The sequence below is a fragment of the Sphingomonas sp. HDW15A genome, assembly GCF_011301715.1.
Taxonomy (GTDB): Bacteria; Pseudomonadota; Alphaproteobacteria; order Sphingomonadales; family Sphingomonadaceae; genus Sphingomicrobium.
This window is the reverse complement of sequence record NZ_CP049870.1, coordinates 2,219,894-2,243,817: the sequence shown is the minus strand read 5'-3', so window position 1 is coordinate 2,243,817 and position 23,924 is coordinate 2,219,894. Positions and strand designations below refer to the sequence as shown.

Annotated in this window: 25 protein-coding genes; 7 read left to right on the top strand and 18 right to left on the bottom strand. The window is 64.5% G+C overall.

Annotated features, from left to right (window positions below):
- Positions 1 to 14: 14 nt before the first annotated feature.
- Together G7076_RS11740 and G7076_RS11735 are read right to left on the bottom strand one after the other, a co-directional pair.
- Positions 15 to 671 (bottom strand): COQ9 family protein, encoded by a 657-nt coding sequence (locus G7076_RS11740; RefSeq protein ID WP_240913799.1) that lies wholly within the window; start codon positions 669 to 671, stop codon positions 15 to 17.
- The gene (locus G7076_RS11735) at positions 668 to 1,594 is read right to left on the bottom strand and encodes a DMT family transporter (RefSeq protein WP_166203075.1); all 927 of its coding nucleotides are present in this window, start codon (positions 1,592 to 1,594) and stop codon (positions 668 to 670) included. The genes G7076_RS11740 and G7076_RS11735 overlap by 4 nt, the downstream gene beginning before the upstream one ends.
- Before the next feature lie 27 nt (positions 1,595 to 1,621).
- Here G7076_RS11735 and G7076_RS11730 point away from each other — a divergent pair, with 27 nt between their 5' ends.
- Positions 1,622 to 2,707 carry an alkene reductase gene (locus G7076_RS11730; protein WP_166203648.1) on the top strand — a complete coding sequence of 362 codons (1,086 nt, stop codon included), beginning with the start codon at positions 1,622 to 1,624 and terminating at the stop codon, positions 2,705 to 2,707.
- A 3-nt stretch (positions 2,708 to 2,710) separates the two neighbouring features.
- Here the strand turns inward: G7076_RS11730 and ribH are convergent, their stop codons facing one another.
- The 8 genes from ribH to G7076_RS11690 form a co-directional block, all read right to left on the bottom strand.
- Positions 2,711 to 3,130 (bottom strand): 6,7-dimethyl-8-ribityllumazine synthase, encoded by a 420-nt coding sequence (gene ribH / locus G7076_RS11725; RefSeq protein ID WP_166203073.1) that lies wholly within the window; start codon positions 3,128 to 3,130, stop codon positions 2,711 to 2,713.
- Between the two features lie 2 nt (positions 3,131 to 3,132).
- Positions 3,133 to 4,419, bottom strand: a complete 1,287-nt coding sequence (gene ribB / locus G7076_RS11720; RefSeq protein WP_166203071.1) for a 3,4-dihydroxy-2-butanone-4-phosphate synthase — start codon at positions 4,417 to 4,419, stop codon at positions 3,133 to 3,135.
- A gap of 44 nt (positions 4,420 to 4,463) precedes the next feature.
- Positions 4,464 to 5,081 carry a riboflavin synthase gene (locus tag G7076_RS11715; RefSeq protein WP_166203069.1) on the bottom strand — a complete coding sequence of 206 codons (618 nt, stop codon included), beginning with the start codon at positions 5,079 to 5,081 and terminating at the stop codon, positions 4,464 to 4,466.
- Positions 5,081 to 6,043 carry a bifunctional diaminohydroxyphosphoribosylaminopyrimidine deaminase/5-amino-6-(5-phosphoribosylamino)uracil reductase RibD gene (gene ribD, locus G7076_RS11710; RefSeq protein WP_166203067.1) on the bottom strand — a complete coding sequence of 321 codons (963 nt, stop codon included), beginning with the start codon at positions 6,041 to 6,043 and terminating at the stop codon, positions 5,081 to 5,083. Before ribD ends, G7076_RS11715 begins: the two co-directional genes overlap by 1 nt.
- Positions 6,044 to 6,050: 7 nt before the next feature.
- A complete protein-coding gene (locus tag G7076_RS11705; RefSeq protein ID WP_166203065.1) occupies positions 6,051 to 6,374 on the bottom strand; it encodes a hypothetical protein in 324 nt (107 codons plus the stop codon).
- Between the two features lie 33 nt (positions 6,375 to 6,407).
- Positions 6,408 to 7,730 carry a glutamate--tRNA ligase gene (locus G7076_RS11700; RefSeq protein ID WP_166203063.1) on the bottom strand — a complete coding sequence of 441 codons (1,323 nt, stop codon included), beginning with the start codon at positions 7,728 to 7,730 and terminating at the stop codon, positions 6,408 to 6,410.
- 83 nt (positions 7,731 to 7,813) lie between these two features.
- Positions 7,814 to 8,530: a hypothetical protein gene (locus tag G7076_RS11695; protein WP_166203061.1), complete on the bottom strand. Its 717-nt coding sequence runs from the start codon at positions 8,528 to 8,530 to the stop codon at positions 7,814 to 7,816.
- 75 nt (positions 8,531 to 8,605) lie between these two features.
- Positions 8,606 to 10,249 (bottom strand): NAD+ synthase, encoded by a 1,644-nt coding sequence (locus tag G7076_RS11690; protein WP_166203059.1) that lies wholly within the window; start codon positions 10,247 to 10,249, stop codon positions 8,606 to 8,608.
- 80 nt (positions 10,250 to 10,329) lie between these two features.
- Between G7076_RS11690 and G7076_RS11685 the strand changes: the two genes are divergently transcribed.
- From G7076_RS11685 to rplT, 3 genes are all read left to right on the top strand, one after another.
- Positions 10,330 to 11,265, top strand: a complete 936-nt coding sequence (locus tag G7076_RS11685) for a ribose-phosphate pyrophosphokinase (RefSeq protein ID WP_166203057.1) — start codon at positions 10,330 to 10,332, stop codon at positions 11,263 to 11,265.
- A 133-nt stretch (positions 11,266 to 11,398) separates the two neighbouring features.
- Complete coding sequence (gene rpmI, locus G7076_RS11680) at positions 11,399 to 11,602, top strand: 50S ribosomal protein L35 (RefSeq protein ID WP_166203055.1); 204 nt, start codon at positions 11,399 to 11,401, stop codon at positions 11,600 to 11,602.
- A gap of 15 nt (positions 11,603 to 11,617) precedes the next feature.
- Entirely contained in the window at positions 11,618 to 11,986 is a 369-nt protein-coding gene (rplT, locus tag G7076_RS11675; protein WP_166203054.1) for a 50S ribosomal protein L20, read from the top strand.
- 58 nt (positions 11,987 to 12,044) lie between these two features.
- Here rplT and G7076_RS11670 read toward each other — a convergent pair whose 3' ends face one another.
- From G7076_RS11670 to aceA, 4 genes are read right to left on the bottom strand one after another with little or no spacing between them, the layout of a single operon-like run.
- Positions 12,045 to 12,959, bottom strand: coding sequence for a DUF5996 family protein (locus G7076_RS11670; protein WP_166203052.1), 915 nt, complete (start codon positions 12,957 to 12,959; stop codon positions 12,045 to 12,047).
- Positions 12,960 to 12,968: 9 nt separating this feature from the next.
- Entirely contained in the window at positions 12,969 to 14,537 is a 1,569-nt protein-coding gene (gene aceB, locus G7076_RS11665; protein ID WP_206367540.1) for a malate synthase A, read from the bottom strand.
- A complete protein-coding gene (locus G7076_RS11660; protein WP_166203048.1) occupies positions 14,534 to 14,737 on the bottom strand; it encodes a hypothetical protein in 204 nt (67 codons plus the stop codon). Before G7076_RS11660 ends, aceB begins: the two co-directional genes overlap by 4 nt.
- 25 nt (positions 14,738 to 14,762) lie before the next feature.
- Positions 14,763 to 16,037: an isocitrate lyase gene (aceA, locus tag G7076_RS11655; protein WP_166203047.1), complete on the bottom strand. Its 1,275-nt coding sequence runs from the start codon at positions 16,035 to 16,037 to the stop codon at positions 14,763 to 14,765.
- Positions 16,038 to 16,171: 134 nt separating this feature from the next.
- Here aceA and G7076_RS11650 point away from each other — a divergent pair, with 134 nt between their 5' ends.
- From G7076_RS11650 to pheT, 3 genes are read left to right on the top strand one after another with little or no spacing between them, the layout of a single operon-like run.
- Positions 16,172 to 17,578 (top strand): short-chain fatty acyl-CoA regulator family protein, encoded by a 1,407-nt coding sequence (locus tag G7076_RS11650; RefSeq protein ID WP_166203045.1) that lies wholly within the window; start codon positions 16,172 to 16,174, stop codon positions 17,576 to 17,578.
- Between the two features lie 42 nt (positions 17,579 to 17,620).
- Positions 17,621 to 18,667, top strand: coding sequence for a phenylalanine--tRNA ligase subunit alpha (gene pheS, locus G7076_RS11645; RefSeq protein ID WP_166203043.1), 1,047 nt, complete (start codon positions 17,621 to 17,623; stop codon positions 18,665 to 18,667).
- Positions 18,664 to 21,018 (top strand): phenylalanine--tRNA ligase subunit beta, encoded by a 2,355-nt coding sequence (gene pheT / locus G7076_RS11640; protein ID WP_166203041.1) that lies wholly within the window; start codon positions 18,664 to 18,666, stop codon positions 21,016 to 21,018. Before pheS ends, pheT begins: the two co-directional genes overlap by 4 nt.
- On the opposite strand, the gene G7076_RS11635 is transcribed toward pheT, so the two are convergent.
- From G7076_RS11635 to ftsE, 4 genes are read right to left on the bottom strand one after another with little or no spacing between them, the layout of a single operon-like run.
- Positions 21,008 to 21,700: a lysophospholipid acyltransferase family protein gene (locus tag G7076_RS11635; RefSeq protein WP_346774094.1), complete on the bottom strand. Its 693-nt coding sequence runs from the start codon at positions 21,698 to 21,700 to the stop codon at positions 21,008 to 21,010. The genes pheT and G7076_RS11635 overlap by 11 nt on opposite strands.
- Positions 21,700 to 22,233, bottom strand: coding sequence for a YdcF family protein (locus G7076_RS11630; RefSeq protein ID WP_166203039.1), 534 nt, complete (start codon positions 22,231 to 22,233; stop codon positions 21,700 to 21,702). Before G7076_RS11630 ends, G7076_RS11635 begins: the two co-directional genes overlap by 1 nt.
- Positions 22,230 to 23,105, bottom strand: coding sequence for a cell division protein (locus G7076_RS11625; protein ID WP_166203037.1), 876 nt, complete (start codon positions 23,103 to 23,105; stop codon positions 22,230 to 22,232). Before G7076_RS11625 ends, G7076_RS11630 begins: the two co-directional genes overlap by 4 nt.
- On the bottom strand, positions 23,102 to 23,812 hold the full coding sequence (gene ftsE, locus G7076_RS11620) for a cell division ATP-binding protein FtsE (RefSeq protein ID WP_166203035.1): 711 nt from the start codon (positions 23,810 to 23,812) through the stop codon (positions 23,102 to 23,104). The genes G7076_RS11625 and ftsE overlap by 4 nt, the downstream gene beginning before the upstream one ends.
- Positions 23,813 to 23,924 lie beyond the last annotated feature (112 nt).

Below are 23,924 nucleotides of genomic sequence, written 5' to 3'. Positions count from 1 at the left end.
CGATTGGGAAGGGCTTAGGCCGGCGGGTAGCGCAATCGTCCGAGGAAGCGGGTCAGGCTGGGCCGGCGGATGTCGTTACCGCGCATCTGAGCCTTCCATTTTTCAAAGCGCATCACGTCGGCGATCCGGCGTTCGAGGAACGCCCGTGTCTCGGTGAGCCCGTCGCTTTGGTCGTCGAGCCAGACCAGCAATGTCGAGGCATAAACTCCGCCAAGAGTTATCCGCTTGGTGTAATGGTTGAAATCGGTCGCCGTGTCGCCCGCGAGGCGCCACATCCGGTCGGCGCTGCGCCAGCCCAGCTTCGCCCCGCGTAGCGCATTTTGCGGCATCGCCAGGATCCTAAGCGCCGAACGAACGGCCTCGCGCGCCGTGAGCATCGTTTCGAACCGGAACCACAAAAGCTCGGTAATCCGATCGCGGATTTTCATCGCCGCAATTCTCTCAGGTGGAAATGCCTCGGCCATCGCTGCATCGATTGCCCCGACATAGGCTTCGACCATTGCGGCCGAATCCTTTCCGAAAGCGAGCCGCGCCTTGGCCGAATCAATCCCGGCCTGCGCCGCCGCAGCATCGACGGCCTTGACCGACCATCCATCGAAAACCGCGTTTTCCCCAACGGACAACGCAAGCTGCTCGCGCAAAAGCTGGAGCGGAGTGGGCTCAGTCATCATTGGATCTCACTGGACTTCTCGACCGGGCGGCGCAAGCGCACCAGCACGAGCGCGGCGACAATCAGGATCGCACCGCACCAGTCAAGCAGGGTCAGCCGCTCATCGTAGAACCGCCAGCCGAGAAAAGCCGACAGCGCCGGCTGGGTCAGCATCGCGATCCCGACCACAAGGGGCGGCACCTGGCCAAGCGCGTAGACCAGCAGGCCTTGGCCGAGCACCTGGCTGCACAAAGCGAGCGCGAAAAGGGCGGTCCAGTCCGTGGGAACGATCCGCTCCCCGGCGACCAGCGCCGCAGGCAGCAGCATCAGCGCACCGAACAGGCTGGCGAGGAACAGCAACGGCAGGGCCTGGAGCGTTCCGCGGGCGCGTTCGACCCCAATCAGATAGCCGGTGTAAAGCAGGCCGGCGAGCGCGGCGAGCATATCGCCGCGAAGGTGGGCCGCGGAGAGCTCGGCGCTGCCCCACATCAGCAGGGCGCAGCCGACCGCCGCGAGGAGCAACGCCAGCGCCTGCACCGGCGTGGGCCATTTGCGGACCAGCCACAAACCCCAAGCGGCGAACAGGAAGGACGAGATGTTCCCGAACAAGGTGGCGTTGCCAAGCTTGGTCAGAAGGATTCCGGCATGCCAGGCGGCAAGATCGGCGGCGAAGAAGAGGGCAGCGATGAACACCGCAATGACCAGCTTGCGCGAGGGCCAGTGAATTGGCTGCTTCACGGCGACGGCGATGGCCCAAAGGAAGGGAATTGCGAGGGCAAGCCGCCAGTAGCCCGCCGCGATCGGCCCGACGCCGCTATTGCGAACGAGGAACGGACCGGTGGCAAGGGCCACATTGCCCAGCAGCAAGGCAAGGAACGCCAGGGGGTGCGGACTTGTAGCGTTTCCTTTTGAAACTATTTGTCGGCTTGCGGCCACGTCGTCCATGACGCGCCACTAGCAGAAAGGATGGCGATGCCCAGTCTGTTCGACCCCATCGACCTAACCCCGGCATTGTACCTTCCGAATCGCATTCTGATGGCCCCGCTGACTCGTGGGCGGGCGACCCGTGAGGCGGTTCCAACCCCGATCATGGCCGAATATTACAGCCAGCGCGCCGACGCCGGCCTGATCATCAGCGAGGCGACGGGGATAAGTCGGGAAGGTCTCGGTTGGCCGGGGGCGCCCGGAATCTGGAACCATGCACAGGTCGAAGGCTGGAAGCCAGTCACCGAGGCTGTTCACAAGCGCGGCGGACGGATGGTGCTGCAATTGTGGCACATGGGGCGGATGGTGCATTCCGCCGTCACCCACGAGCGGCCGCTGGCGCCATCGGCCATCACGCCGCCGGGTGAAGCGCACAGCTACGAAGGAAAAAGACCCTTCGAGCAACCACGCCAAGCCACGAGCGAAGACATCGCCCGCGTCCTTGACGATTATGGGCGCGCCGCCCGCAATGCGATTGCCGCGGGTTTCGACGGGATCCAGATCCACGGCGCAAACGGCTATCTGATCGACGAATTCCTGCGTTCATCGTCCAACCACCGAAGCGACGATTACGGTGGCCCGATCGCCAACCGGGTCCGATTCCTTCGCGAAGTCGCCGAGCGGATCGTGTCGGAGATAGGCGCTGATCGCGTCGGCGTGAGAATGTCGCCCAACGGCGCGGTCAACGGCTGCGACGATCCCGATCATATCGCCCTGTTCACGGCGGCCGCTGCCGAACTCGAGCGGGTCGGCATTCCTTGGATCGAGCTTCGCGAGCCGGGACCGCAATCGACGTTCCGGGCCACTGATCAGCAACCGGCATCGCCATCGATGCGGCGCGTATTCAGCGGCAAGATCGTCCTCAATAGCGATTACAAGCTCGAAAGCGCGCAGGCCAGGCTGGATGAGGGTATCGCCGATGCGATCAGCTTCGGCCGGACATTCATAGCCAATCCCGACCTGGTTGAGCGACTGCGGGCCGGCGCCGAGCTCAATCGCTGGGACGTCGACACCTTCTACACATCGGGGCCGCAGGGCTACGTCGATTATCCGAAGCTGGGCCAAGCAGCCTGAGCGTCAGCCAAAACGGTTCCTGATCTCAAGCAATGCGAGCGCGGCCTCGGCGGCGCCGGCGCCCTTGTTGCCCTGCGTGGGATCGGCGCGGGCGATCGCCTGCTGCTCGTTTTCGACCGTAAGGATGCCGTTGCCGACTGGAAGGCCGTCCATGGTCAACGCCATGATTCCTCGTGCGCTCTCGCCGGCGACGATCTCGAAATGCCACGTCTCGCCCCGAATGACGACGCCAAGCCCGACGAACGCATCGTACCGGTCGCTTTCCGCTGCGAGTGCGATTGCGCCAGGTACCTCGAGCGCGCCGGGTACCGTAAGGGTTTCGTGGCTATGCCCTGCCGCGTCGAGCGCTGCCCGAGCCCCCTCCAGCAGCATGTCGTTCAGGTGGGCGTAAAAGCGCGCTTCGACGATCAGGACACGAGCCATCGTCAGTCCGCCGACATCTGGATCGGGCGTTCCTCGACGATGGCGAGGCCGTAGGCGCTGAGCCCGACTGGCGAGTGGCGGGTGTTGCTGAGCAGGACCATGTCGTGGATTCCAAGGGCGGCGAGAATCTGGGCGCCGATGCCATAGCCGCGGAGTTCGGGCGAGGAAGGCGAGGGCTTTCCCGAACGAAGGTCGGTCGCCCGGCTCAGCGATCCCGGCGCGGCGGCGTGAAGCGCGACGACCACGCCCGAGCCCTCCGCCTCGATCATCGCCATCGCCCCGTCGAGCAGGCCCGAGCGGGCCCCTTGCTCGCCAAGCAGGTCGGCGAACAGGTCGATCGAATGCATTCGGACGAGAGTCGGCTCCTCGGGATGAACTGCGCCATGGACGAGCGCGAGCTGCTCTTCGCCGCTAGCCTTGTCGCGGAACACTTGCGCGGTCCACGGCCTGCCGCTGCGGCTGGTGAAAGCCGTTTCCGACACGCGCTCGACCATGTGATCCTTTTTCAGGCGATAGGCGATGAGATCGCGGATCGTGCCGATCTTGAGACCGTGATGGCGCGCGAATTCCATCAGCCCGTCGAGCCGCGCCATCGTGCCATCTTCGCTCATGATCTCGCAGATCACTCCGGATGGATTGAGACCGGCGAGGCGCGACACGTCGACCGCTGCCTCGGTATGGCCGGCGCGGACGAGGACCCCGCCGGGACGGGCGACGAGCGGGAAGACGTGGCCCGGCGAACAGATCGAGTCCGGCCCGTTGGCGGAATCGATGGCGACGGCGATGGTCCGCGCACGGTCCGCAGCCGAAATGCCGGTCGTCACCCCCTCTCGTGCCTCAATTGAAACGGTGAAGGCAGTTTCAAGGCGCGTTTCATTGGTCCGGGCCATCGGCTGGAGGCCGAGGACATCCGCCCGCTCCTTGGTCAAAGCGAGGCAGATCAGGCCGCGGCCGTGGCGGGCCATGAAGTTGATCGCGTCGGGCGTGGCCATTTGCGCCGGGATGACAAGGTCGCCCTCGTTCTCGCGGTCATCATCGTCGACCAATATGAACATCCGCCCGTTGCGCGCCTCATCGATAATCCGCTCAGGGCCGACAAGGACGTCCGTTGTGCCGCGCTGAAGAAGCTTTTCCAGCTTTAAGAGCGTGTCCGCGGTCGGGTTCCAGTCGCCATGCCCAAGTTTGCGAAGGCTGTTGGGGTGAAGGCCGGCGGCCCGCGCGAGTCCGGACCTGCTGATTTCACCCGTGGCGATGACGGCCTCGAGCCGCTCGATGAGATCAGTAGACATATTGCGGGGCCGTTATCACATCAAAATGTGATACTCCAGAGAGATCAATCACATTCGCGGCGGGAATCTTCTAGGCGCTGGAGGTAACGCGCAAGGACGTCGATCTCTAAATTGACGCGATGGTTCGGCGCCAAGGACCCCAGGGTAGTGTGATCGGCGGTGTGAGGGATAATGTTGGCCGTGAAACGGGTCGTGCCATCCCCCAGGTTATCGCTTACCTCGTTGACGGTCAGCGAAACGCCGTCGATCGTGATTGACCCCTTGCAGGCAATGAACTTGCCAAGGCGCCGTTCGGCCGCGAATTCGACCTCCATCGAGCCGCCCTCGGGACGAATTGCGATGACTTCCGCAACTCCGTCGACGTGACCGGTGACGAAATGCCCGCCAAGCTCGTCGCCCAGCCTCAGCGCGCGCTCCAGGTTGAGGCTGGCGCCGGCTTGCCAATGATCCGGCACGGTCTTGTCGCGCGTGGCGTTGCTGACATCGACCGAAAACCAGTCATCGCCCTTGCCGACTACCGTCAGGCACACGCCGGAGCAGGCGATGGAAGCGCCGAGATCCACGTCCGACAGGTCGGCAGCGGTTGCGACCGTCAGCCGCAGATCCCCATCCTCGCGCGCCTCGCGAACGTTGCCGACTTCCGTGACGATACCCGTGAACATCAGCCCTCTTCCTCCGCGACCCGCTCGTAAACTTCGAGCCGGTCAATTCCAAGCGTGCGGCCGTCGCGCGGTTCCCAGCGTCCGTGGGCGTCGGCGATGGCATCGAGCCCGACATAGCCGAAGCTCGACTTTCCTTCGCCGACGATGATCGGTGCGCGGTAGATGAGGATCCGGTCGACGAGATCGGCGGCCAGGAATGCCGTCGCAGTCGCCGATCCGCCTTCGACCAGAAGGTCGTTGACGTCATGAAGTCTGAAGACATCTTGCGGAGATCTAAGGATTTCCCAGCCTTCGACCGCGTCGCCGCCGGTCAGCAACGCGCGTCGCGGAGAGCGTTCCTCGAGGCCCGGGAGGCGAACGTCCAGGCTTGGCCTGTCGGCGAGATAGGTGCCGCGGCCTACGAGGATCATGTCGCTGTGCGCGCGTTCGAGATGAACATGGGCGCGAGCATCCTCGCCGGTGATCCACTTCGATTCGCCGGACGGGAGCGCGATCTTGCCGTCAATCGACAGCGCCAGCTTTAGCGTTACGCGCGGCCTGCCGAGGCGAAGGCGGGTTAGGTAACCGGCCATGCTCGCGCGGGCATCGACCGCGCCCTCGCCGACCGATACATGAATTCCGGCCTCGCGAAGGCGACCGAAGCCCCGACCGGCCGTGCGCAGATCGGGGTCTTCGAGCGAGGCGACGACCCGCGCTATGCCCGACGAAACGATGAGGTCTACGCACGCCGGGCCCCGTTCGCTGAGGTGGGCGCACGGCTCAAGAGTGACATACAGCGTGGCCCCGCGCGCCTTGTCGCCGGCTTCTGCAAGAGCAACGGCCTCTGCATGCGGGCGGCCACCGGGCGCCGTGGCTCCGCGCCCGACGATCACGCCGTCTGCGACGACGATACAGCCGACGTTCGGATTGGGCGCAGTCGAGCCGCGCGCCGCTTCGCCGAGCGCGATGGCTTCGGCGATCATTGCCGGATCACTCCATTCCGAGCTGATTCTGGATTTCCTGGAACTGACGGCGGCTCTCGGCCTTGCGGCGTTCGAGCTCGGCCTGGTCGCGCTTTTGATCGGAAATGATCTCCGCGTCGGTACGATTAGAATCGTATAGCTCGACCACGACCATCTTGGCTGGCGGAGCGGTGTTGATCTTCGAATCGACGAAAAACAGGATGAGGATGATGATCGTGATGAGGACCGCGAGGGTCGCGCCGATCACCTGCTCGCGGCTGCGCTGCCGGAGGAATGCGGCCAGGTCGCCGAATGCGGCTCGCGGGCCGTGAATCGGTGGGAGAACGGGCATCGCCGCGAACATAGGGACCGGGGAGGCGCTTCGCTAGCCTCGGCCGGCTGCGGCGCGCAAACGGCGAATACTTCGCTCACGCCCGATGCGAGCGAGCATCGGCGCCATCTCCGGCCCGGATTCGCGCCCCGTCAGAGCAAGCCGAAGCGGCCGGAACAGGGCCTTGCCCTTGCGGCCGGTACTATCCTTCAGCGCAGCGGCGAGCTCGGTCCAGACTTCGCCAGACCAGTCGACGGCTTCCGCAGCATCGGCCGCCTGGGCGAGAAATGCGCGATCATCATCTTCAAGTGGCGGTACGACTACGTCCCCATCGAGCACTGTCAGCCAGCCATCGAGCTCACCGAGATGATCGATGTTGCCAGCGAGAAGCGCCCATTCCGCCTCCCCGACGCCTTCGGGGAGGCGATCGGCAACGGCGCTGTAATCGAGGTGGTGGAGAAGCTTGCGGTTAACCTGCTCCACGTCCGCCGGGTCGAAATGGGCCGGTGCGCGGCCGAAGGTGGAAAGGTCGAACCCGAGCGCAAGCTCGCCAAGGGTCGCTTTTGCCTCGACCGGCTGCGACGTGCCCAGGCGAGCGAGCAGGCTGTTGATGGCCATCGGTTCGATCCCCGCCGCTCGCAACTCTTCCACACCGCTGGAGCCCAGCCGCTTCGACAGCTTGCCTTCGGGGGCGACCAACAAGGCGGCATGGGCAAAAACAGGATGCTCCGCGCCAAGCGCCAGAAACATCTGTACCTGGATGGCGCTGTTAGTGACATGGTCCTCGCCGCGCAGGACATGAGTGATCTTGAGGTCGATATCGTCAATGACGCTCGGGAGTAGGTAGAGCCAGCTTTCGTCGGCGCGGCGGATGACCGGATCGCTGATCAATTTGGGATCGAAATGCTGCGGCCCCCGAACAAGGTCTGTCCATTCGATGATGGCATCGTGGTCGAGCTTGAACCGCCAGTGCGGTGCGACGCCTTCCGGCACCGGATGGCCTTCGGGCTTCCGTTCGTAGACCGGCGGCAATCCGCGGCCGAGCAGGACCTTGCGGCGTAGATCCAGTTCTTCCGGTGTTTCGTAGCAGGCGTAGACCCTGCCCGCGGCCTTCAGCTTCTCGAATTCGCGCTCATAAAGGTCGAACCGTTCCGACTGGCGATAGACCGCATTGGGGATAAGCCCGAGCCAGTCGAGATCGGCGACGATCGACGCGACATGCTCTTCATTCGACCGTTCGAGATCGGTGTCGTCGATCCGCAGCAGGAATTTCCCGCCATGCTTGGCGGCGAGCAAATAATTATGAAGCGCCGTTCGGATGTTGCCGACGTGAAGCTTGCCGGTCGGAGACGGCGCGAAGCGGGTAATGGCGGCCATATGGCCGTTGCCTTAGCGAGCCTAAACTAGTGCGTGAAGGCCGGCATAAATCATGATCGCCAACGACATCGTCGCAAGCACGCTTAGGAGCCCTCTTGCCAGACACGCCCGGATCGCCAGATTTGGTCGCAATCCGCGACGGGCTGGGCCGAGCCCATGTTCGCATTCGATGTTTGCGCCGGAATGCCGAGCCGTTCCGCGGTGCTCTCGATCCATCCGACGCGATACTTGATCCTTTGAAGATGCGCGCGGACCTGGATTGCGGCATCCTTGACTGTCGCGCGATCTGCCTGGGTCACGGGCCCGAGCGACGAATCCATGAGCGCGAAACGGTCCCAGCCGAGGCGGACCAGGTTGAACGAATCTCCGATCGATTGAGCCGTCGTGGAAACGAGGGCGTAGTTATCTACCTGCGCAACGCCGAAACGCTCCCCGAAGGCGCGGCGCATGTCCTCTTTCAGCGGCTCCACCGTATAGCCAATGAACAAGGGCGTCGCGGACTGGCCGTCGTCCAGCACTCCGGCCGACGAGGATCTCCGGATAACGGTATCCACGCGCTCAAGCAGGCAAGGCGCGGCTTTCATCCAGATTCGGGCCACCTGTCGAGCGCGCCCGATCTCGTAACGGACGCGCTCGTTCTCCTCCCGGATCGCGCGGTCTTCGTGGCGGGCGCTGACCCAGTTGGCGAGCGACTGTGCCGTCAGAACGCCGGCCACGACCACGATGAATTCGAACAGGAACAGACGGAAGGTGACCTTACCGCGACCACCGCTCCACCACAGACGCACCGCGTGGAACATGCCCCACCCCATCGTGACGTTTCCGAAATAATGGTGCTGCTATCTGTCCACTGGGGGCGAAAAGCAAATCGGCTGTCAGTTTCCAGTGTGGAAGGCGTTGGTGATCGGATACCGGCGATCTCGGCCGAAGTTGCGAGTGCCGATCTTGACCCCGGGCGGGGCCTGGCGGCGCTTATATTCGGCGCGGAGAAGCTTACGTTCGATGTCCGCTACGAGTGCGGGGTCGGCGCCCGTCGCTTCTGCCGCTTCGGCGACAGACAGCTCCTTCTCGACCAGCGCCTCGAGTACCCGGTCGAGCACGTCGTAAGGCGGAAGGCTGTCCTCATCCTTCTGGCCCGGCCGAAGTTCGGCAGAGGGCGGCTTGTCGATGATACGTTGCGGCATGACCGGTCCATCGGGGCCGAGCAGGCCAACAGGCTTGTTTCCATTGCGCCAGCGGGATAGCGCGAAAACCGTGGTCTTGTAGGCGTCCTTCAGGACCGAGTAGCCGCCAGCCATGTCGCCGTAAAGGGTCGCGTAGCCGACGCTCATTTCGCTCTTGTTGCCGGTGGTCAGCAGCATCTGCCTGTGGGTGTTGCTGAGCGCCATGAGGGTCACCATGCGAAGGCGCGACTGGATATTCTCCGCCGTCAGCCCCTGCGGGTCACCGAGCATTTCGTCGAGCGCCTGGACACCCGGGACAATGGGGATGACGTCATGGCGGCAGCGCAGCATCCGCGCATTTTCCGCTGCATCTTCAAGGCTTTCGTCCGACGTGTATTTGCTGGGCATCATCACGCCCCACACTTTGTCGGCGCCAAGTGCATCGACCGCGACGGCGGCCGACAGTGCGCTGTCGATCCCACCGCTTAGGCCGAGGATCACGCCAGGAAAGTCGTTTCGAGTCACATAGTCGCGGAGGCCGACGACCATCGCCATGTAGATATCTTCGGGAAACGGGCTCAGCTTGTGATGGCGGGTCGTCGCGCAGTGCCAGCCATTAGCGTTGCGCTCCCATTCGGTCAGCCACAGCGCTTCCTGCCAGTCGGGCATCTGCACCGGAATCTCGCCATCGTCGTTGACGATGAAGCTGGAGCCGTCGAACACCAATTCGTCCTGCCCACCAACACGATTGAGGTAGGCGAGAGGAAGGCCGGTCTCGATCACGCGTTGAATGACCATGCGCTGGCGGAGGTCGTCCTTGTAGAGCTCGTACGGGCTGCCGTTGGGAACCAGCAGGATCTCCGCACCGGCCTTGGCCAGATGGGCGAGAACCGCTTCCTGCCAGATGTCCTCACAGATCGGCACGCCGAGCTTCACGCCGCGCCATTCGACAGGATCCGGGAGGGGTCCATGGGCGAATACCCTCTTCTCGTCGAACGTGCCGTAATTGGGCAATTCGTGCTTCAGCCGCCGGGCAACGAGCTTTCCCTCTTCCGCAAGCAACACCGCATTATAGTCGAGACCGTCCTCATGATGGATCGACCCGAACAGGATCGCCGGGCCGCCTCCTGCCGTCGAATCGACGAGCCGCTCGGACTGTTCCATAGTCCTGCGGACAAACTCGCGCTTCAGGACAAGGTCTTCCGGCGGATAGCCGGTCAACTGGAGTTCTGGGAACACTACGAGGTCGGCGCCTTGGGCCTTGGCGCGCCATTCGAGCATTGCTTGCGCGTTGCCCGCAAGGTCGCCGACCCGCTGGTTGAGCTGGGCGAAGGCGATGGTCAGTCGGTCGGTCATGCAATTTGTCCTTAGGGCTGCCCTTCCGCCCAACGCAATGCGTCGCTAGAGGATGCCGCGAACCGCCTAAGGGGACGACGATGAAATTGCTGGCCGGCAACTCCAACCTGCCGCTCGCCAAGGCGATCGCCGACTATCTTCAGATTTCGCTTACCGAAGCGAGCGTCCGCCGCTTCGCCGACGAGGAAGTGTTCGTCGAGGTCAATGAGAATGTTCGCGGCGAGGACGTCTTCGTCATCCAGTCGACCAGCTACCCGACCAACGACAATCTGATGGAGCTTTTGATCTGCACCGACGCGCTTCGGCGCGCCTCTGCCAAGCGGATCACCGCCGTCATCCCGTATTTCGGCTATGCCCGGCAGGACAGAAAGCCCGGTCCCCGAACGCCTATCTCCGCCAAGCTGGTCGCCAACCTGATCACCACCGCGGGAGCTGACCGGGTACTGACCATGGATCTCCATGCCGGACAGATCCAGGGCTTCTTCGATATTCCAACCGACAACCTTTGGGCAGCGCCGGTGATGGCCGCCGACATCAAGGAGCGGTTGGGGAACAAGGAACTGATGGTCGTGTCGCCGGACGTCGGCGGCGTCGTTCGCGCGCGAAGCCTGGCGAAGAGACTCGACAACGCCCCGCTGGCGATCGTCGACAAGAGGCGCGAGCGGGCCGGCGAATCCGAAGTGATGAACATCATCGGCGACGTTTCCGGGCGCTGCTGCATCCTGGTCGATGATATCGTCGATTCGGCGGGAACGCTGTGCAACGCGGCTGCGGCCCTCAAGCAGCAAGGCGCGACCGATGTCGTCGCTTATTGCAGCCACGGCGTGCTTTCCGGCGGCGCGGCGGCGCGCGTGCAGGGATCTGAGCTCGGCGAGTTGGTCGTGACCGACAGCATTTTCCCGGGCGAACCGGACGACCCGAAAGGCAAGATCCGCCGGCTCTCCATCGCGCCGCTGTTCGCCGAGGCGATCCACCGGATTGCCGACGAATCGAGCGTCTCCAGCCTGTTCGACTGACTTGCCTTTCGTTCGCTCTCTGTTATAGGCGCGGCCGCTTTCCAAATTCATGGAAATCAGAACGGCCCGGCCAGTAAGGGCTGCCGTGGCAGTTCGATAACGTCGCCCCGTTGCGGGCTACAAGGAGACGAAAATGCCCAAGCTCAAGACCAAGAGCGGCGTCAAGAAACGCTTCAAGATGACCGCTTCTGGCAAGATCAAGCACGGCGTCGCCGGCAAGCGTCACCGCCTGATCAGCCACAATGCCAAGTACATCCGCCAGAACCGTGGAACCGAAGTCCTCAGCGATGCCGACAAGGCGCGCGTCGTGGGCTGGGCTCCCTACGGCCTCAAGTAAAGGAGCGGTTGAACAATGGCACGCGTCAAACGGGGTGTTACCACCCGCGCAAAGCACAAGAGGATCCTGGAGAGCGCGAAGGGCTATTACGGCCGTCGCAAGAACACGATCCGAATCGCCCGCCAGGCCGTCGAAAAGGCCGGGCAGTACGCCTATCGCGATCGCAAAGTTAAGAAGCGGCGCTTCCGCGCCCTGTGGATCCAGCGAATCAACGCCGCAGTCCGCGCCGAAGGCCTGACCTACGGTCAGTTCATCCACGCGCTCAAGCTTGCGAACATCGACCTCGATCGGAAGGTCCTGGCCGACATCGCGATGCACGAGGCGGAAGCGTTCAGCGCGATCATCGCACAGGCGAAGGCAGCACTCGACAAGAAGGCTGCGTAAACGCCGCTAGCCCTTCGGGGTGGGGATCAGGGCGCTGCCGGCAACGGCGGCGCCCTTTTCATTGCGGCGGAAGCGGCGTTCGCTCTAACGCCTCGCGATCCCAGTCGGCGAGGTCAGCTGCCAAGGCATAGGTGTGATTGAGGAAAGCCAGTAGCGCCGCTTCCGGGTCGTAAGCGGAGCGCACCTCGGCATACCCAAGTACGAACTCGCCAAGGGCCGTATCGAATCGGCCAGGCGAACCGTCTCCGTCGCGGAAGCCCGGAGGCTCAGGATAGGCGTAGCTGTAGAACAACGGCTCGGCATCGACGATTCCGGCCGGCCAGAAGCCGGCGCTCGACACCTCGTGGCTATACGCCTCGCGAGCGATCCGGTCGGGCAGACCGGGAACGCCGCCGGGGTGTGGCGGCGCCTTCCGCCCGGAAAAGCGCGTAACGGCGAGATCAAAACTGCCCCAAAAGAAATGGACCGGGCTGCATTTGCCCGTGAAGCCGGCGCGGAATCGCTCGAACACCGGTTCGATGCGGGCCAGGGCGGAATGAAGGCGCTCGGCGGAATCCGGATTGTAAGTTCGCGCCGCGGCGTCCTCCGCGAACGGGACGGCATTCTCGATCTCGTTTGGCTTGCCGTGGAAAGTCGCCGGAAGACCGTGCGATTCGAGCATCGCGATAAGGTTCTTGTGGATTGCAGCGATGCTTCCCAGGTCCAGGGGCAACAGGTCGCGCTCGCCATCGCCGACGTGGAGCACGATGGCATGGCGCGCGAGGTCGAGCGTCAAGGTGAAATTGCCGGCCTGCGATGCGATGGGCTCGATCGCCAAACCCTCGGCAACAGGATGCAGGGTCGCGTGCCAGCCATGATTGACCCATGGTGCATGGGCGACCCGAAGCTTGCCGAGCATCTGGGTTGCCAGATGAAGGATGGCGAAGGTCTCGCCGTCGCGGGCGTGGCTGAGTTCAGGCCAATGCTGCGCCATGGCGCCTTATTAACCGAGCAGGCGGTACGCTGGAAGGGTCAGGAATTCCTCGAATTCGTCAGCCGTGACGAGGCGGTATAGCAACTTGGCGGCCTCCATCAGGTACGGCAGGTCGCCCAGCGCCAGCACCTCCTCCTGGTGCCAATGCTCGAACAGGTCGCGGCTGTAGTGGAAGCCGTCATCGAGCCATGCCTCAAACTTGAGCCACTGCCACAGTTGCGCGCGACAAATCTCCGCGGTCGCGGCGTCCTCCATCAGATTGTAGAGCGGAACCGCGCCGCGCCCGCCTAGCCAGGCGGCAATATATTGGATTGCGACCCGGATGTTCTCGCGGGCACCGGCCTCGGTGCGCGGGCCGGTATGCACTGCGAGCATCATATGGCGGTCGGGCAGTTCACCGGAAACAAACGACAATTGGTTCGAATCCTTCAGGCCCGCGAAGGCTTCCATCGCGACCGGAACGAGCGCGGGATGGGCGACCCAGGTGCCGTCGTGGCCCTGTGCGACCTCCCGATCCTTGTCGGCGCGGACCTTGGCGAAGGCGGCGGCGTTGGCGGCCTCGTCGCCCTTGACCGGAATGAAGGCCGACATGCCGCCCATGGCGAAGGCGCCGCGGCGATGGCAGGTGCCGACCAGCCGCCGGGAGTATGCGGCGAGAAAGGCCTTATCCATCGTCATCGCGGCGCGGTCGGGCGTCAGCCAGTTGGGCGACCGGCCGATCCGCTTGATGGCGGAAAAGATATAGTCCCAGCGCCCGCAGTTGAGCCCGACGATATTTTCCTTCAGCGCGTAGAGTATCTCGTCCATCTGGAACGCGGCCGGAAGGGTTTCGATGAGGACGGTGACCTTCACCGTGCCGGGCGCGAGCCCGAGACGTTCTTCGCAATGTGCGAGCACTTCGCTCCACAGCGCCGCTTCTTCCATCGATTCGAGCTTGGGCAAATAGAAATAGGGGCCGCTGCCGGCGTCGATCGCGGCCTGCGCGCAGTTGGCGAGGTAGAGCGCGGCGTCGACGAAGGCGCCGGCGACCATCTCGCCGGCGACCGTCAGATGTCGCTCTGGCAGGTGGAGGCCGCGCGGTCGGACGATCAGGACCGCCGGCGTGTCGGCAAGCGCATAATGCTTGCCGCTGACGGGATCGGCAAAGGCGAGCGTGCCCGCCCAGCGATCCTTAAGGTTGAGCTGTCCTTGGACCAGTTCTGCCCAAGTCGGGGCGGTGGCATCCTCGAAGTCGGCCATGAACACCTTCGCGCCCGAGTTGAGCGCGTTGATGACCATCTTGGCGTTGGTCGGGCCGGTAATCTCGACGCGGCGATCGAGCAGGTCGGCGGGAATGGCGCCGACGCGCCAGTCGCCGTCGCGGATCGCCTGCGTGTCGGCCCGGAAATCGGGCCAGTCGCCCGCGTCGTAGCGCGCCTGGTGGTCGAGCCGTTCGGACAGCAACCGGCGGCGCGTGCCGTCGAACCGGTCGTGCAATTCGGCGACGAGCTCTAGGGCCTCGTTGGTGAGCACCTCGCCGCCGCGCGCCACCGGGGAGGGCGAGGTCGCGGCGCGCGGACGGTCGAGGACACTGCTCACTGGCTGGCGAGCCTCGGCTCGACGGCGATGGTGTAACGGGTCAGCGCCGCGCAGCGATCGCGGAAGGTCAGGCGCTGCCATTCGGTGCGGGCCCGCACTTCGTCGGGGAACGGGCCGCTGATGGTTTCCGTGCCTGGAACGATCCTGGCGAATTGGCTGTCGGCATAGTCGCCGCCGACGACCCAGTAACGATGCGTCATGATGGTGGCTCCTTCCCGCTCTCGGTTAGGCGTGGGCGAACTGGTCGACCTCGGTCGACTCGGCGAGGGCGACGGTGGATGCCTGACCTGCCGAAATGGCCGTCGCGATCGCGTCGAAATAGCCGGTGCCGACCTCGCGCTGGTGGCGGGTCGCGGTGTAGCCGTCGGCCTCCGCCGCAAGCTCGGCCTGCTGGAGGCGCGAGTAAGCGGCCATGCCTCCGTCGCGGTAGCCGCTGGCGAGCTGGAACATGCCGTGGTTGAGGCTGTGGAAGCCGGCTAAGGTGACGAACTGGAACTTGTAGCCCATCGCGCCGAGTTCGCGCTGGAACTTCGCGATGGTCGCCTCGTCGAGCTTGGCCTTCCAGTTGAAGCTGGGCGAGCAATTGTAGGCTAGCAATTTGCCCGGATACTTCTTGTGTACCGCTTCGGCGAAGGTCCGCGCGTCGTCGAGGTCCGGGTGGCTGGTTTCCCACCACAGCAGGTCGGCATGCTCGGCAAAGGCCAGGCCGCGGGCGATGCAATGGTCGAGCCCGGTGCCTTCCTTGAGGCGGAAGAAGCCCTCGGGCGTGCGCTCGCCGGTGAGGAATTGCCGGTCGCGCTCGTCGACGTCGCTGGTGATGAGGCGAGCGCTTTCGGCGTCGGTGCGGGCGACCAGCACGGTCGGCACACCCATCACGTCGGCGGCGAGGCGCGCGGCGTCGAGGTTGCGGATCGCCGCCTGGGTCGGGATTAGCACCTTGCCGCCTAAATGGCCGCACTTCTTTTCGGACGCGAGCTGGTCTTCGAAATGGACGCCGGCAACGCCCGCCTCGATATAGGCCTTCATGATCTCGAAGCAGTTGAGCGGCCCGCCGAAGCCGGCCTCCGCATCGGCGACGATCGGCGCGAACCAGTCGCGCTGGGCCCCGCCCTCGGTATGTTCGATCTGGTCGGCCCGCTGGAGCGTGCGGTTTATCCGGCGCGCGAGTTCGGGGCCGGTATTGGCCGGGTAAAGCGACTGGTCGGGATACATTGCGCCTGCGGTGTTGGCGTCGGCGGCGGCCTGCCAGCCGCTGAGGTAGATTGCCTCGAGCCCGGCGCGGACCATTTGCATCGCCTGGTTGCCGGTGACCGCGCCGAGCGCGCGAACCGGGTCGGGCTGCTTCAACCGTTCCCACAATTTCAGCGCGCCGCGGCGGGCGAGGCTGTGGTCGGGGACGAAGGATCCGCGCAGGCGCTCCACTTCGGCCGGGCCGTAGGGACGGGTGATCCCGTCGAATCGGCCGTTGGGCGCGGGGACGAATTGGTCAAAACTTGTCATACGCTACGATCCTGAAAAAGCGTGGATGTCAGGCGGAAAGGAAAACCACGCATTCGGCGAATCGTCTCGGCAAAAAGTGTCGGTTTGTCACAAGTTGACTTGTGTTGACGGACACAATTTGACAGTCATGCCCCGTGTCCGCCGCTAAGCTTTTCCTGGGGCATCGCCTGCGCCGCCTTCGCCGCGACCATGACCTGTCGCAGACCGACATGGCGGCAAGCCTTGGGGTGAGCCCGTCTTATCTCAATCACCTTGAGCGCAACCAGCGCCCGGTGACGGCGGCACTGCTGCTTAAGCTGGCCGAACGCTACGACGTCGACATGCGAGCATTTGCCGCTGGCGGCGGTCAGGGGGTCGGGGCGGACGAGCTGGCGGAAATCTTCTCCGACTCTCTGCTCCAGGACCTCGGCGTCCCGCGCTACGAGCTCGCAGAGCTGGCCAATAATGCGCCGTCGGTCGCCGACGCGATCGTGCGGCTCTATGCGGCGCTGAAGGAGGCGGGCCGCGAGGGCGGCGTGGCGGCCGGCGGCGACGCGCGGGCGCTGGTGACCCCGGAAAACTGGGTCCGCGACTATATTCAGGCGCACCGCAATCATTATCCGCGGCTGGAGGAAGCTGCCGAGACCCTGGGCGGCGCGCTGAGCGACCCGCTGTCGATGGCCGAACCGATGCGGCGGCGGCTGAAGGATGCGTGGGGGGTCAGCGCGCGGGTCGTTTCTCAAGCTGAGCTCGGCAACCTTAGCCAACTTTACGACAGGGAACGGCGTCTGTTCCTGTTGTCGAGCCAGTTGCGTGCGGAAAACCGCACCTTCGGCCTGGCATACCAGCTTGCGCTTCTCGAGTTCGCGCCGCTGCTGGAACGGATGGTGGCCGATGCAGCGCCGCCCGACGAGGGAATCGCGCAGCTTCTGCACATGCACCTGGCCAATTACGCCGCCGGCGCCATCATGATGCCTTACGGCCGGTTCCTGGCCGCTTGCGAGGACATGCGTTACTCGATCGACCGCCTATGCGGGGAGTTCGGCGCCAACGTCGAGCAGGTCGCGCATCGCTTCACCACGCTAGGCCGACCCGGCCAGCGTGGCGTTCCTTTCTTCATGCTTCGGGTCGATCCGGCCGGCAACGTGTCGAAGCGCTATGCCGGCGATCAATTCCCTTTCTCGCGGTTCGGCGGCACCTGCCCGCGCTGGAACCTGCATGCCGCCTTTCAGGCGGCTGGGCAGGTGGTCACCCAGCTGATCGAAACCCCTGACGGCCAGCGCTTCTTCACCGTCGCGCGGACCATCGAGCGGCCGATCAAGACCGAGCTTGGCGGCGGCCTGCTGGCAGTCGGGCTAGGCTGCCACATCGAGCATGCTCACAAATTGCATTGCGCCGACGGTTACGACCTGGAGCGGGCGCCGGTGACTCCGGTCGGCCCGGCCTGCGCCATCTGCCCGAGGCTGGACTGCGGCTATCGCGCGACTCCGCCGCAGGGCCGGATGCTGGCTGTGGACCGGACGAAGAAGACGATTTCCCCCTACCCGTTCGTCGCTTCGTGAACCTTTTGCTTGTGCGGCGCAGCGCGGCTAAGGGCGTGGCCCATGTCGAACTGGGTTGAACAAATCGAAGCGGCGCCAAGCCTCGCGGCGCTCGAGGAGCTACGCGTCGCGGCGCTCGGCAAGTCCGGCGCGATCACCGCCAAGCTGAAGTCGCTCGGCGCGATGGATGCAGACACGCGCACCGTCGAGGCGCCGAGAATCCATGCCGAGCGCGAGGCGGTGACATCCGCCATCGCTGCGCGCAAGGAGGCCCTGGAATTCGCCGAGCTGGAGGAAAGGCTAGCGACCGAGCGGCTCGACCTTTCCCTTCCCGCCCCTTTCGCCCCGACGGGATCAATCCATCCGGTCGCGCAGGTGATGGACGAGCTCACGGAGATTTTCGCCGACCTTGGCTTCGCGGTCGCGGAAGGCCCGGAGATCGAGGACGACTGGCACAATTTCACTGCCCTCAATATCCCCGAAGCGCATCCGGCGCGGGCGATGCAGGACACATTCTACATCGAGGGTGACGGCCATCGCGTGCTTCGTACCCACACGTCGCCGGTGCAGATCCGAACGATGCAGTCGCAGAAACCGCCGATCCGCATCATCGCTCCGGGTCGGGTGTATCGCAGCGACAGCGACGCCACGCACACGCCGATGTTCCACCAGATCGAGGGGCTGGTGATCGACAAGGGCATCACCATGGGCCACCTGAAATGGACCCTTGAGACGTTCCTGAAAGCCTTTTTCGAGCGCGACGACATCGTCCTTCGACTGCGCCCTAGCTATTTCCCGTTCACCGAGCCGTCGGCCGAGGTCGATATTGGCTGGTCGACGGAAAAGGGCCGCCGGGTCGTTGGCGGCTCGGAAGGCTGGATGGAGGTATTGGGCAGCGGCATGGTCCATCCGAAGGTCATCGCCAATTGCGGGCTCGACCCCGACGAGTGGCAGGGCTTCGCGTTCGGCACCGGCGTCGACCGGCTGGCGATGCTGAAATACGGGATGGACGATTTGCGCGCCTTCTTCGACGGCGACCTGCGTTGGCTGAAGCATTACGGCTTCAAGTTCCTCGACGTTCCCACGCTGAGCGGGGGAGTCGGCGCATGAAATTCACCCTTTCGTGGCTGAAGGACCACCTCGACACGGATGCCGATGCCGCAACGATCGCCGAGACGCTGACAAACATCGGCCTTGAGGTCGAAGACGTCGGCAATCCCGCGGAAGCGCTGAAGCCGTTTACCATCGCCCGCGTGCTGACCGCCGAGCGGCACCCGCAGGCCGACAAATTGCAGGTGCTGACCGTCGACACTGGATCGGGCGAGCCGCTGCAGGTGGTATGCGGTGCGCCCAATGCTCGCGCCGGGCTGATCGGCGTGTTCGGCGGGCCGGGAACCTACGTTCCGGGAAGCGACTTCACGCTGAAGAAGGCAGCGATCCGCGGCGTCGAATCCAACGGCATGATGTGCTCGTCGCGTGAGCTGGAGCTTGGCGAAGATCACAGCGGCATCATCGAGCTTGCCGAGGATGCGCCGGTGGGAACCAGCTTTGCCGAATACGCCGGCCTGGACGACCCGGTGTTCGACGTTTCGATCACGCCGAACCGACAGGACTGCATGGGCGTGCGCGGAATTGCGCGCGACCTTGCCGCGGCGGGGGTTGGCTCGCTCAAGCCGCTCAAATTGCCGGAGATCGAAGAAAACTTCGACAGCCCGGTCGAAATCCGCACGCAAGATCCTGATGGTTGCCCGGCCTTCTACGGACGGACGATACGGGGCCTTACCAACGGCACGTCGCCCGAGTGGATGCAGGCCCGGCTGAAGGCAGTGGGGCAAAGGCCGATTTCGGCGGTGGTCGACATCACCAATTACGTGATGATCGACCTCGGCCGGCCGAGCCATGCCTATGATCTCAAGACCCTGGCTGGCCCGGTCGTCGCTAGGCGGGCCAAGCCGGGCGAAACCGTCGTCGCACTCAACGAGAAGGAATATGCGCTCACGCCCGAGATGACGGTGATCGCCGACGACAATGGCGTCCACGATATCGGCGGGATCATGGGCGGCGAGCATAGCGGTGTCGCCGCCGACACGACCGATGTCCTGTTGGAGATCGCCTATTTCGACCCCGACCGCATCGCGCGGACAGGTCAGGCGCTGGCCTTGACCAGCGATGCCAGGACGCGCTTCGAGCGCGGAGTCGATCCGGCATTCCTTGATGACGGGCTGGCGATCCTTACCGGCATGATCCTCGAGCATTGCGGCGGCGAGGCGAGCCGGAGTGTTCGCGCAGGACAGCCGCCCTCCGGTGCACGACGGGTCCCGTTCCGGCCCGAGCGGGTTGCGGAGCTTGGCGGAATGCAGGTCGCCAAGGACGAGCAGGTCGCGATCCTGGAACGGCTTGGCTTTACCGTGGACGGGGCGGAGGCGAACGTGCCCACCTGGCGCCGGGACGTGGACTGTAGTGCCGACCTGGTGGAAGAAATCATCCGCATAGTGGGCTTGGACAAGATCCCGTCGGTTCCATTGCCGCGCCCGGACGGGGTCGCGCGCGCCACCGCGACCCGAGGCCAAATGATCGAGCGCCGGGCACGGCGGGCCGCCGCTGCGCGCGGGCTTGAGGAAGCTGTGACGTGGAGCTTCATTGCCGAACGCGAAGCGGACCTGTTCGGCGGAGCGGCGCACAAGCTCGCAAATCCGATAAGCGAAGACATGAAGCATATGCGGCCGTCGCTGCTTCCTGGCCTGGCCGTCGCCGCTCGGCGCAACCGCGACCGCGGCGCCGACAGCGTCCGCCTGTTCGAAGTCGGCCGACGCTACCTCGCCGATGCGGAACGGCCGACGTTCGGCCTCCTGCTGGCCGGTGAGCGCACACCGCGCAACTGGCAAACTGGCAAGGCGCGAGCTTTCGACGCTTTCGACGCCAAGGCCGAAGTGCTCGCCATCCTCGATGCGGCTGGGGCGCCGGTTACCAACTTGCAGCTCACCATGAGCGCGGGCGAATGGTGGCACCCGGGGCGATCCGCCACGCTCGGTCTTGGTCCGAAGACCATTCTCGCCCAGTTCGGTGCGCTCCATCCGCGCGTATTGAAGGCGCTCGACTTGCCTGAAGAGACAGTCGCGGCAGAAATCTTCCTCGACGCCATTCCCGCGCCGCGATCAAGCAGCCGGGCGCGCCTCGCCTATGCACCGCCGGCACTGCAGGCGCTGACCCGCGATTTCGCCTTCATAGTGCCTGACGACATCGCCGCGGACGCCCTGGTCCGGGCCATACGGGGCTCGGACAAGGTGCTGATCGCCGACACGCGAATCTTCGATCGTTACGAAGGCAACCAAGGCCTCAGCCTGACTGTCGAAGTCACGTTGCAGCCGACTGAGGCGACACTGACCGACGCGGAGATTAGCGATGTGTCGAAGAAGGTTGTCGCGGCGGCAGAGAAGCTCGGGGCGACGCTCAGGTCGTAGGCAGATTCAGCGCGTTGATCGCAGCGTGCACGCGCGCCTCGACCTCTTCGCGCTTGAGGCCGGGCGGGATGATCTCGCCCACCCTGAAGTGAATCGTTCCCGACCGCTTCACGAAGCCGCGCGGCCAGACCCGCCCGCTGTCGACGGCAATCGGAACAACCGGCAGCCCAAGCATTCGGTAAAGGCCGGCAAAACCCGGCCGAAGCTGCGGCCGCGCCCCACGCGGAACCCGGGTGCCTTCCGGAAAGATGATCACCGGCCTTCTGTCGACGACGGCCTGTTTGGCGAGGCTCATCATCTGACGAAGGGCCGTGGCGCCGGCGTCCCGATCGACCGGGATGACGCCATAACGTCGCGTCACCCGCCCGAAGACGGGGATGTCGGCAAGTTCCCGCTTCAAGACGACGACCGGCGTATCGGCGAAGCGCAGGGTGTCGATCGCCTCGACCATCGACTCGTGCTTGACGGCGATGAGGTAGGGACCCGCCGGAAGTTTCCCCTCCCATTCGAAGCTAATGCCCATGACGTGCCGAAGAAGCCAGTAGTGCATCCGCGACCAGCTGTGGACGATGGCCTGCACCGGGCCCGAGCCCATCGGGCTGACCGCTAGAACTCCGAAACAATGTATCGCCGTTCCGGGGAAGAACAGTAGGTTGAAGAGGATCGAGCGGATCAGCGCCATCAGATGTCGAGCCAAACCGCGAGGCGGCGAAGAATGTACTTGTTATATTCGCCGAAGAGGGTGACGAAGCGCGGTTCGCTTCGAACCGCATCCGGTAGAACCGTAACATCCTTGCCGAGTTGGCGGCGAAACTCATACTCCGCCCGGCGCATGTGCCAGTCGCTCGTGATCAGCCTGATCGAACGATAGCCGCGCTTGCGGATCCAGCGCCGCGCTTCTTCTGCATTTGAGCGGGTGTCGACCGATTCCGACCCGAGATCGACGCAGCATTGCACGAGCTGCCGCTTGCCTCCGAGACGGCGCACGAGATCCCCCTTGGTCACCGACGGATCGGCCCCCGCGATCAGCATGCGCTTGCCGCGACCGTCGCCGAGCATCGCTACGCCCTGCTCGATACGTCCCTCGCCCCCAGTAATGGCGACGATCCCGTCCGTTCGCGCGTCGGCATCCGCCGGCTCGGCGAGCGTAATCGAGAACAGGAAGAAGCCGAGGGCATAGAGGATTGCCACCAGCGAGCCGAGGCGCAGGATCATAGCCGTTCCCCAAGCGACCGGAGTACGGCGTAGCGGGCGACAAATGTCGCCAGAATTGCGACCAGCAGGGGCAGGAGCGCCAGAATCGCGATGTCTATCGCACCAATGACGACAGCCCCGCCGAAGCCTTCGGCCCAGCCCTGAATCGCTCCCGCCACGACGAGCAACACTACGCCGGCAAGGACCGCGCCGGCCGTTCCGCCGACTAGGGAATCCAGGGCGATGCGGCGCTGGAAAAGGCGGGCGATCTGGTCGTCGGTCGCGCCGATACCGTGCATAACCTCTATGGTCGCGCGATGAGCAACCAGCTCGCCCCGAGTCGCGAGAATAACGGCTGCGGCGGTCGCCATTGCGATCAGCACCACGAGGCCGATTGCAAGAAGCCCGAGCGATCGAAGAGCCGCGGTGAGCGGGGCCAGGGCTTCGCGATGGGCGATGAATTGCGCCCCGGAGATTGCGCCTTCAATGCGCTTCGCGACATCATCGAGCGAGGCCCTTGGGGCGAGATCGACGTCGATCAGCGCCGGAAGAGGCAGATCGTCTCCGGCACCTTCCGGCCCTAGCCAGCGCTCGAGCATTGCGCGCATCGCCTTCGGGTCAACGGGCCGGACGGCGCTTATTCCCTCGATCCTCCCCAGCGCTTCAGCGGCTTGTGGCTGTCGATCGGCGCCGCCGACGATCTGAACGGAATAACGCTGCTCGGTGCCCGTGGCCGCGAGACCGGCGGCATTGGCGAGCGCGAGCCCTGCAGTTGCGATGATGACCATGACGAAGGTCATGATAGCCAGGACGTAGGGCGTCGGGCCCTTGAACCGTCCACCGCCGAGTAGCCGGCGCTCGGCCGGAGTCGCGGCAACGAGCGCGCCGATCATGACAGGACCTCGGAAATTGGCGGATGCCGCAGGGCGCCGGTAGGGTCGACCAAGGTGCCCTTGTCGATCCGCATCAGATGCGCGCCGGGGGTAGCGGCAACCAGGGAAAGGTCGTGGGTAGCGACGACAATCGTCGTGCCAAGCCGATTGAGTGCACCAAGGAGGAACAGGATGCGCTTGGCCATTTCGGAATCGACGTTTCCGGTCGGCTCGTCCGCGACAAGCAATTCGGGCCTGGCGATGACTGCGCGAGCAATCGCGACGCGCTGCTGCTCCCCGCCCGACAGGGTCGGCGGCCTTGCGCTTGAGCGATCGGAAAGGCCGACCCAGGCCAGCATTTCCCGGACCGGCCCTTCCGTTTCCTCCTCGCTGGCACCGGCGATGTGGAGCGGCAGCGCTACATTGTCGAAGGCCGACAAATGACTGATCAGGCGGAAGTCTTGATAAATCACGCCGATCCGTCGCCGGAAACCGGGAAGCGCGACACGCGGCTGTTCGGCTAGGTCCTGATCGAACAGCCGAATCCGGCCCCGCGTCGGCCGTTGGGCAAGATAGAGCAATTTGAGGAGCGAAGTCTTGCCGGCGCCGGACGGGCCGGTGAGAAAGTAGAAAGCGCCGCGCTGGAGGCGAAAGTCGAGGTCGCGAAGAATTTCGGCACCGGTCCCGTACCGGAGGCCCACGCGGTCGAACTCGACGATCGTCGACAAGAAAAACCCCCACTAACAGCGGCAGCCAAGCCCTTTCGCGACAGCTAGTGACACGAGGGACGCGCCTTGCCAATGACGCCAACATGCTGTTTACCGAACTTCTACCTCAAGC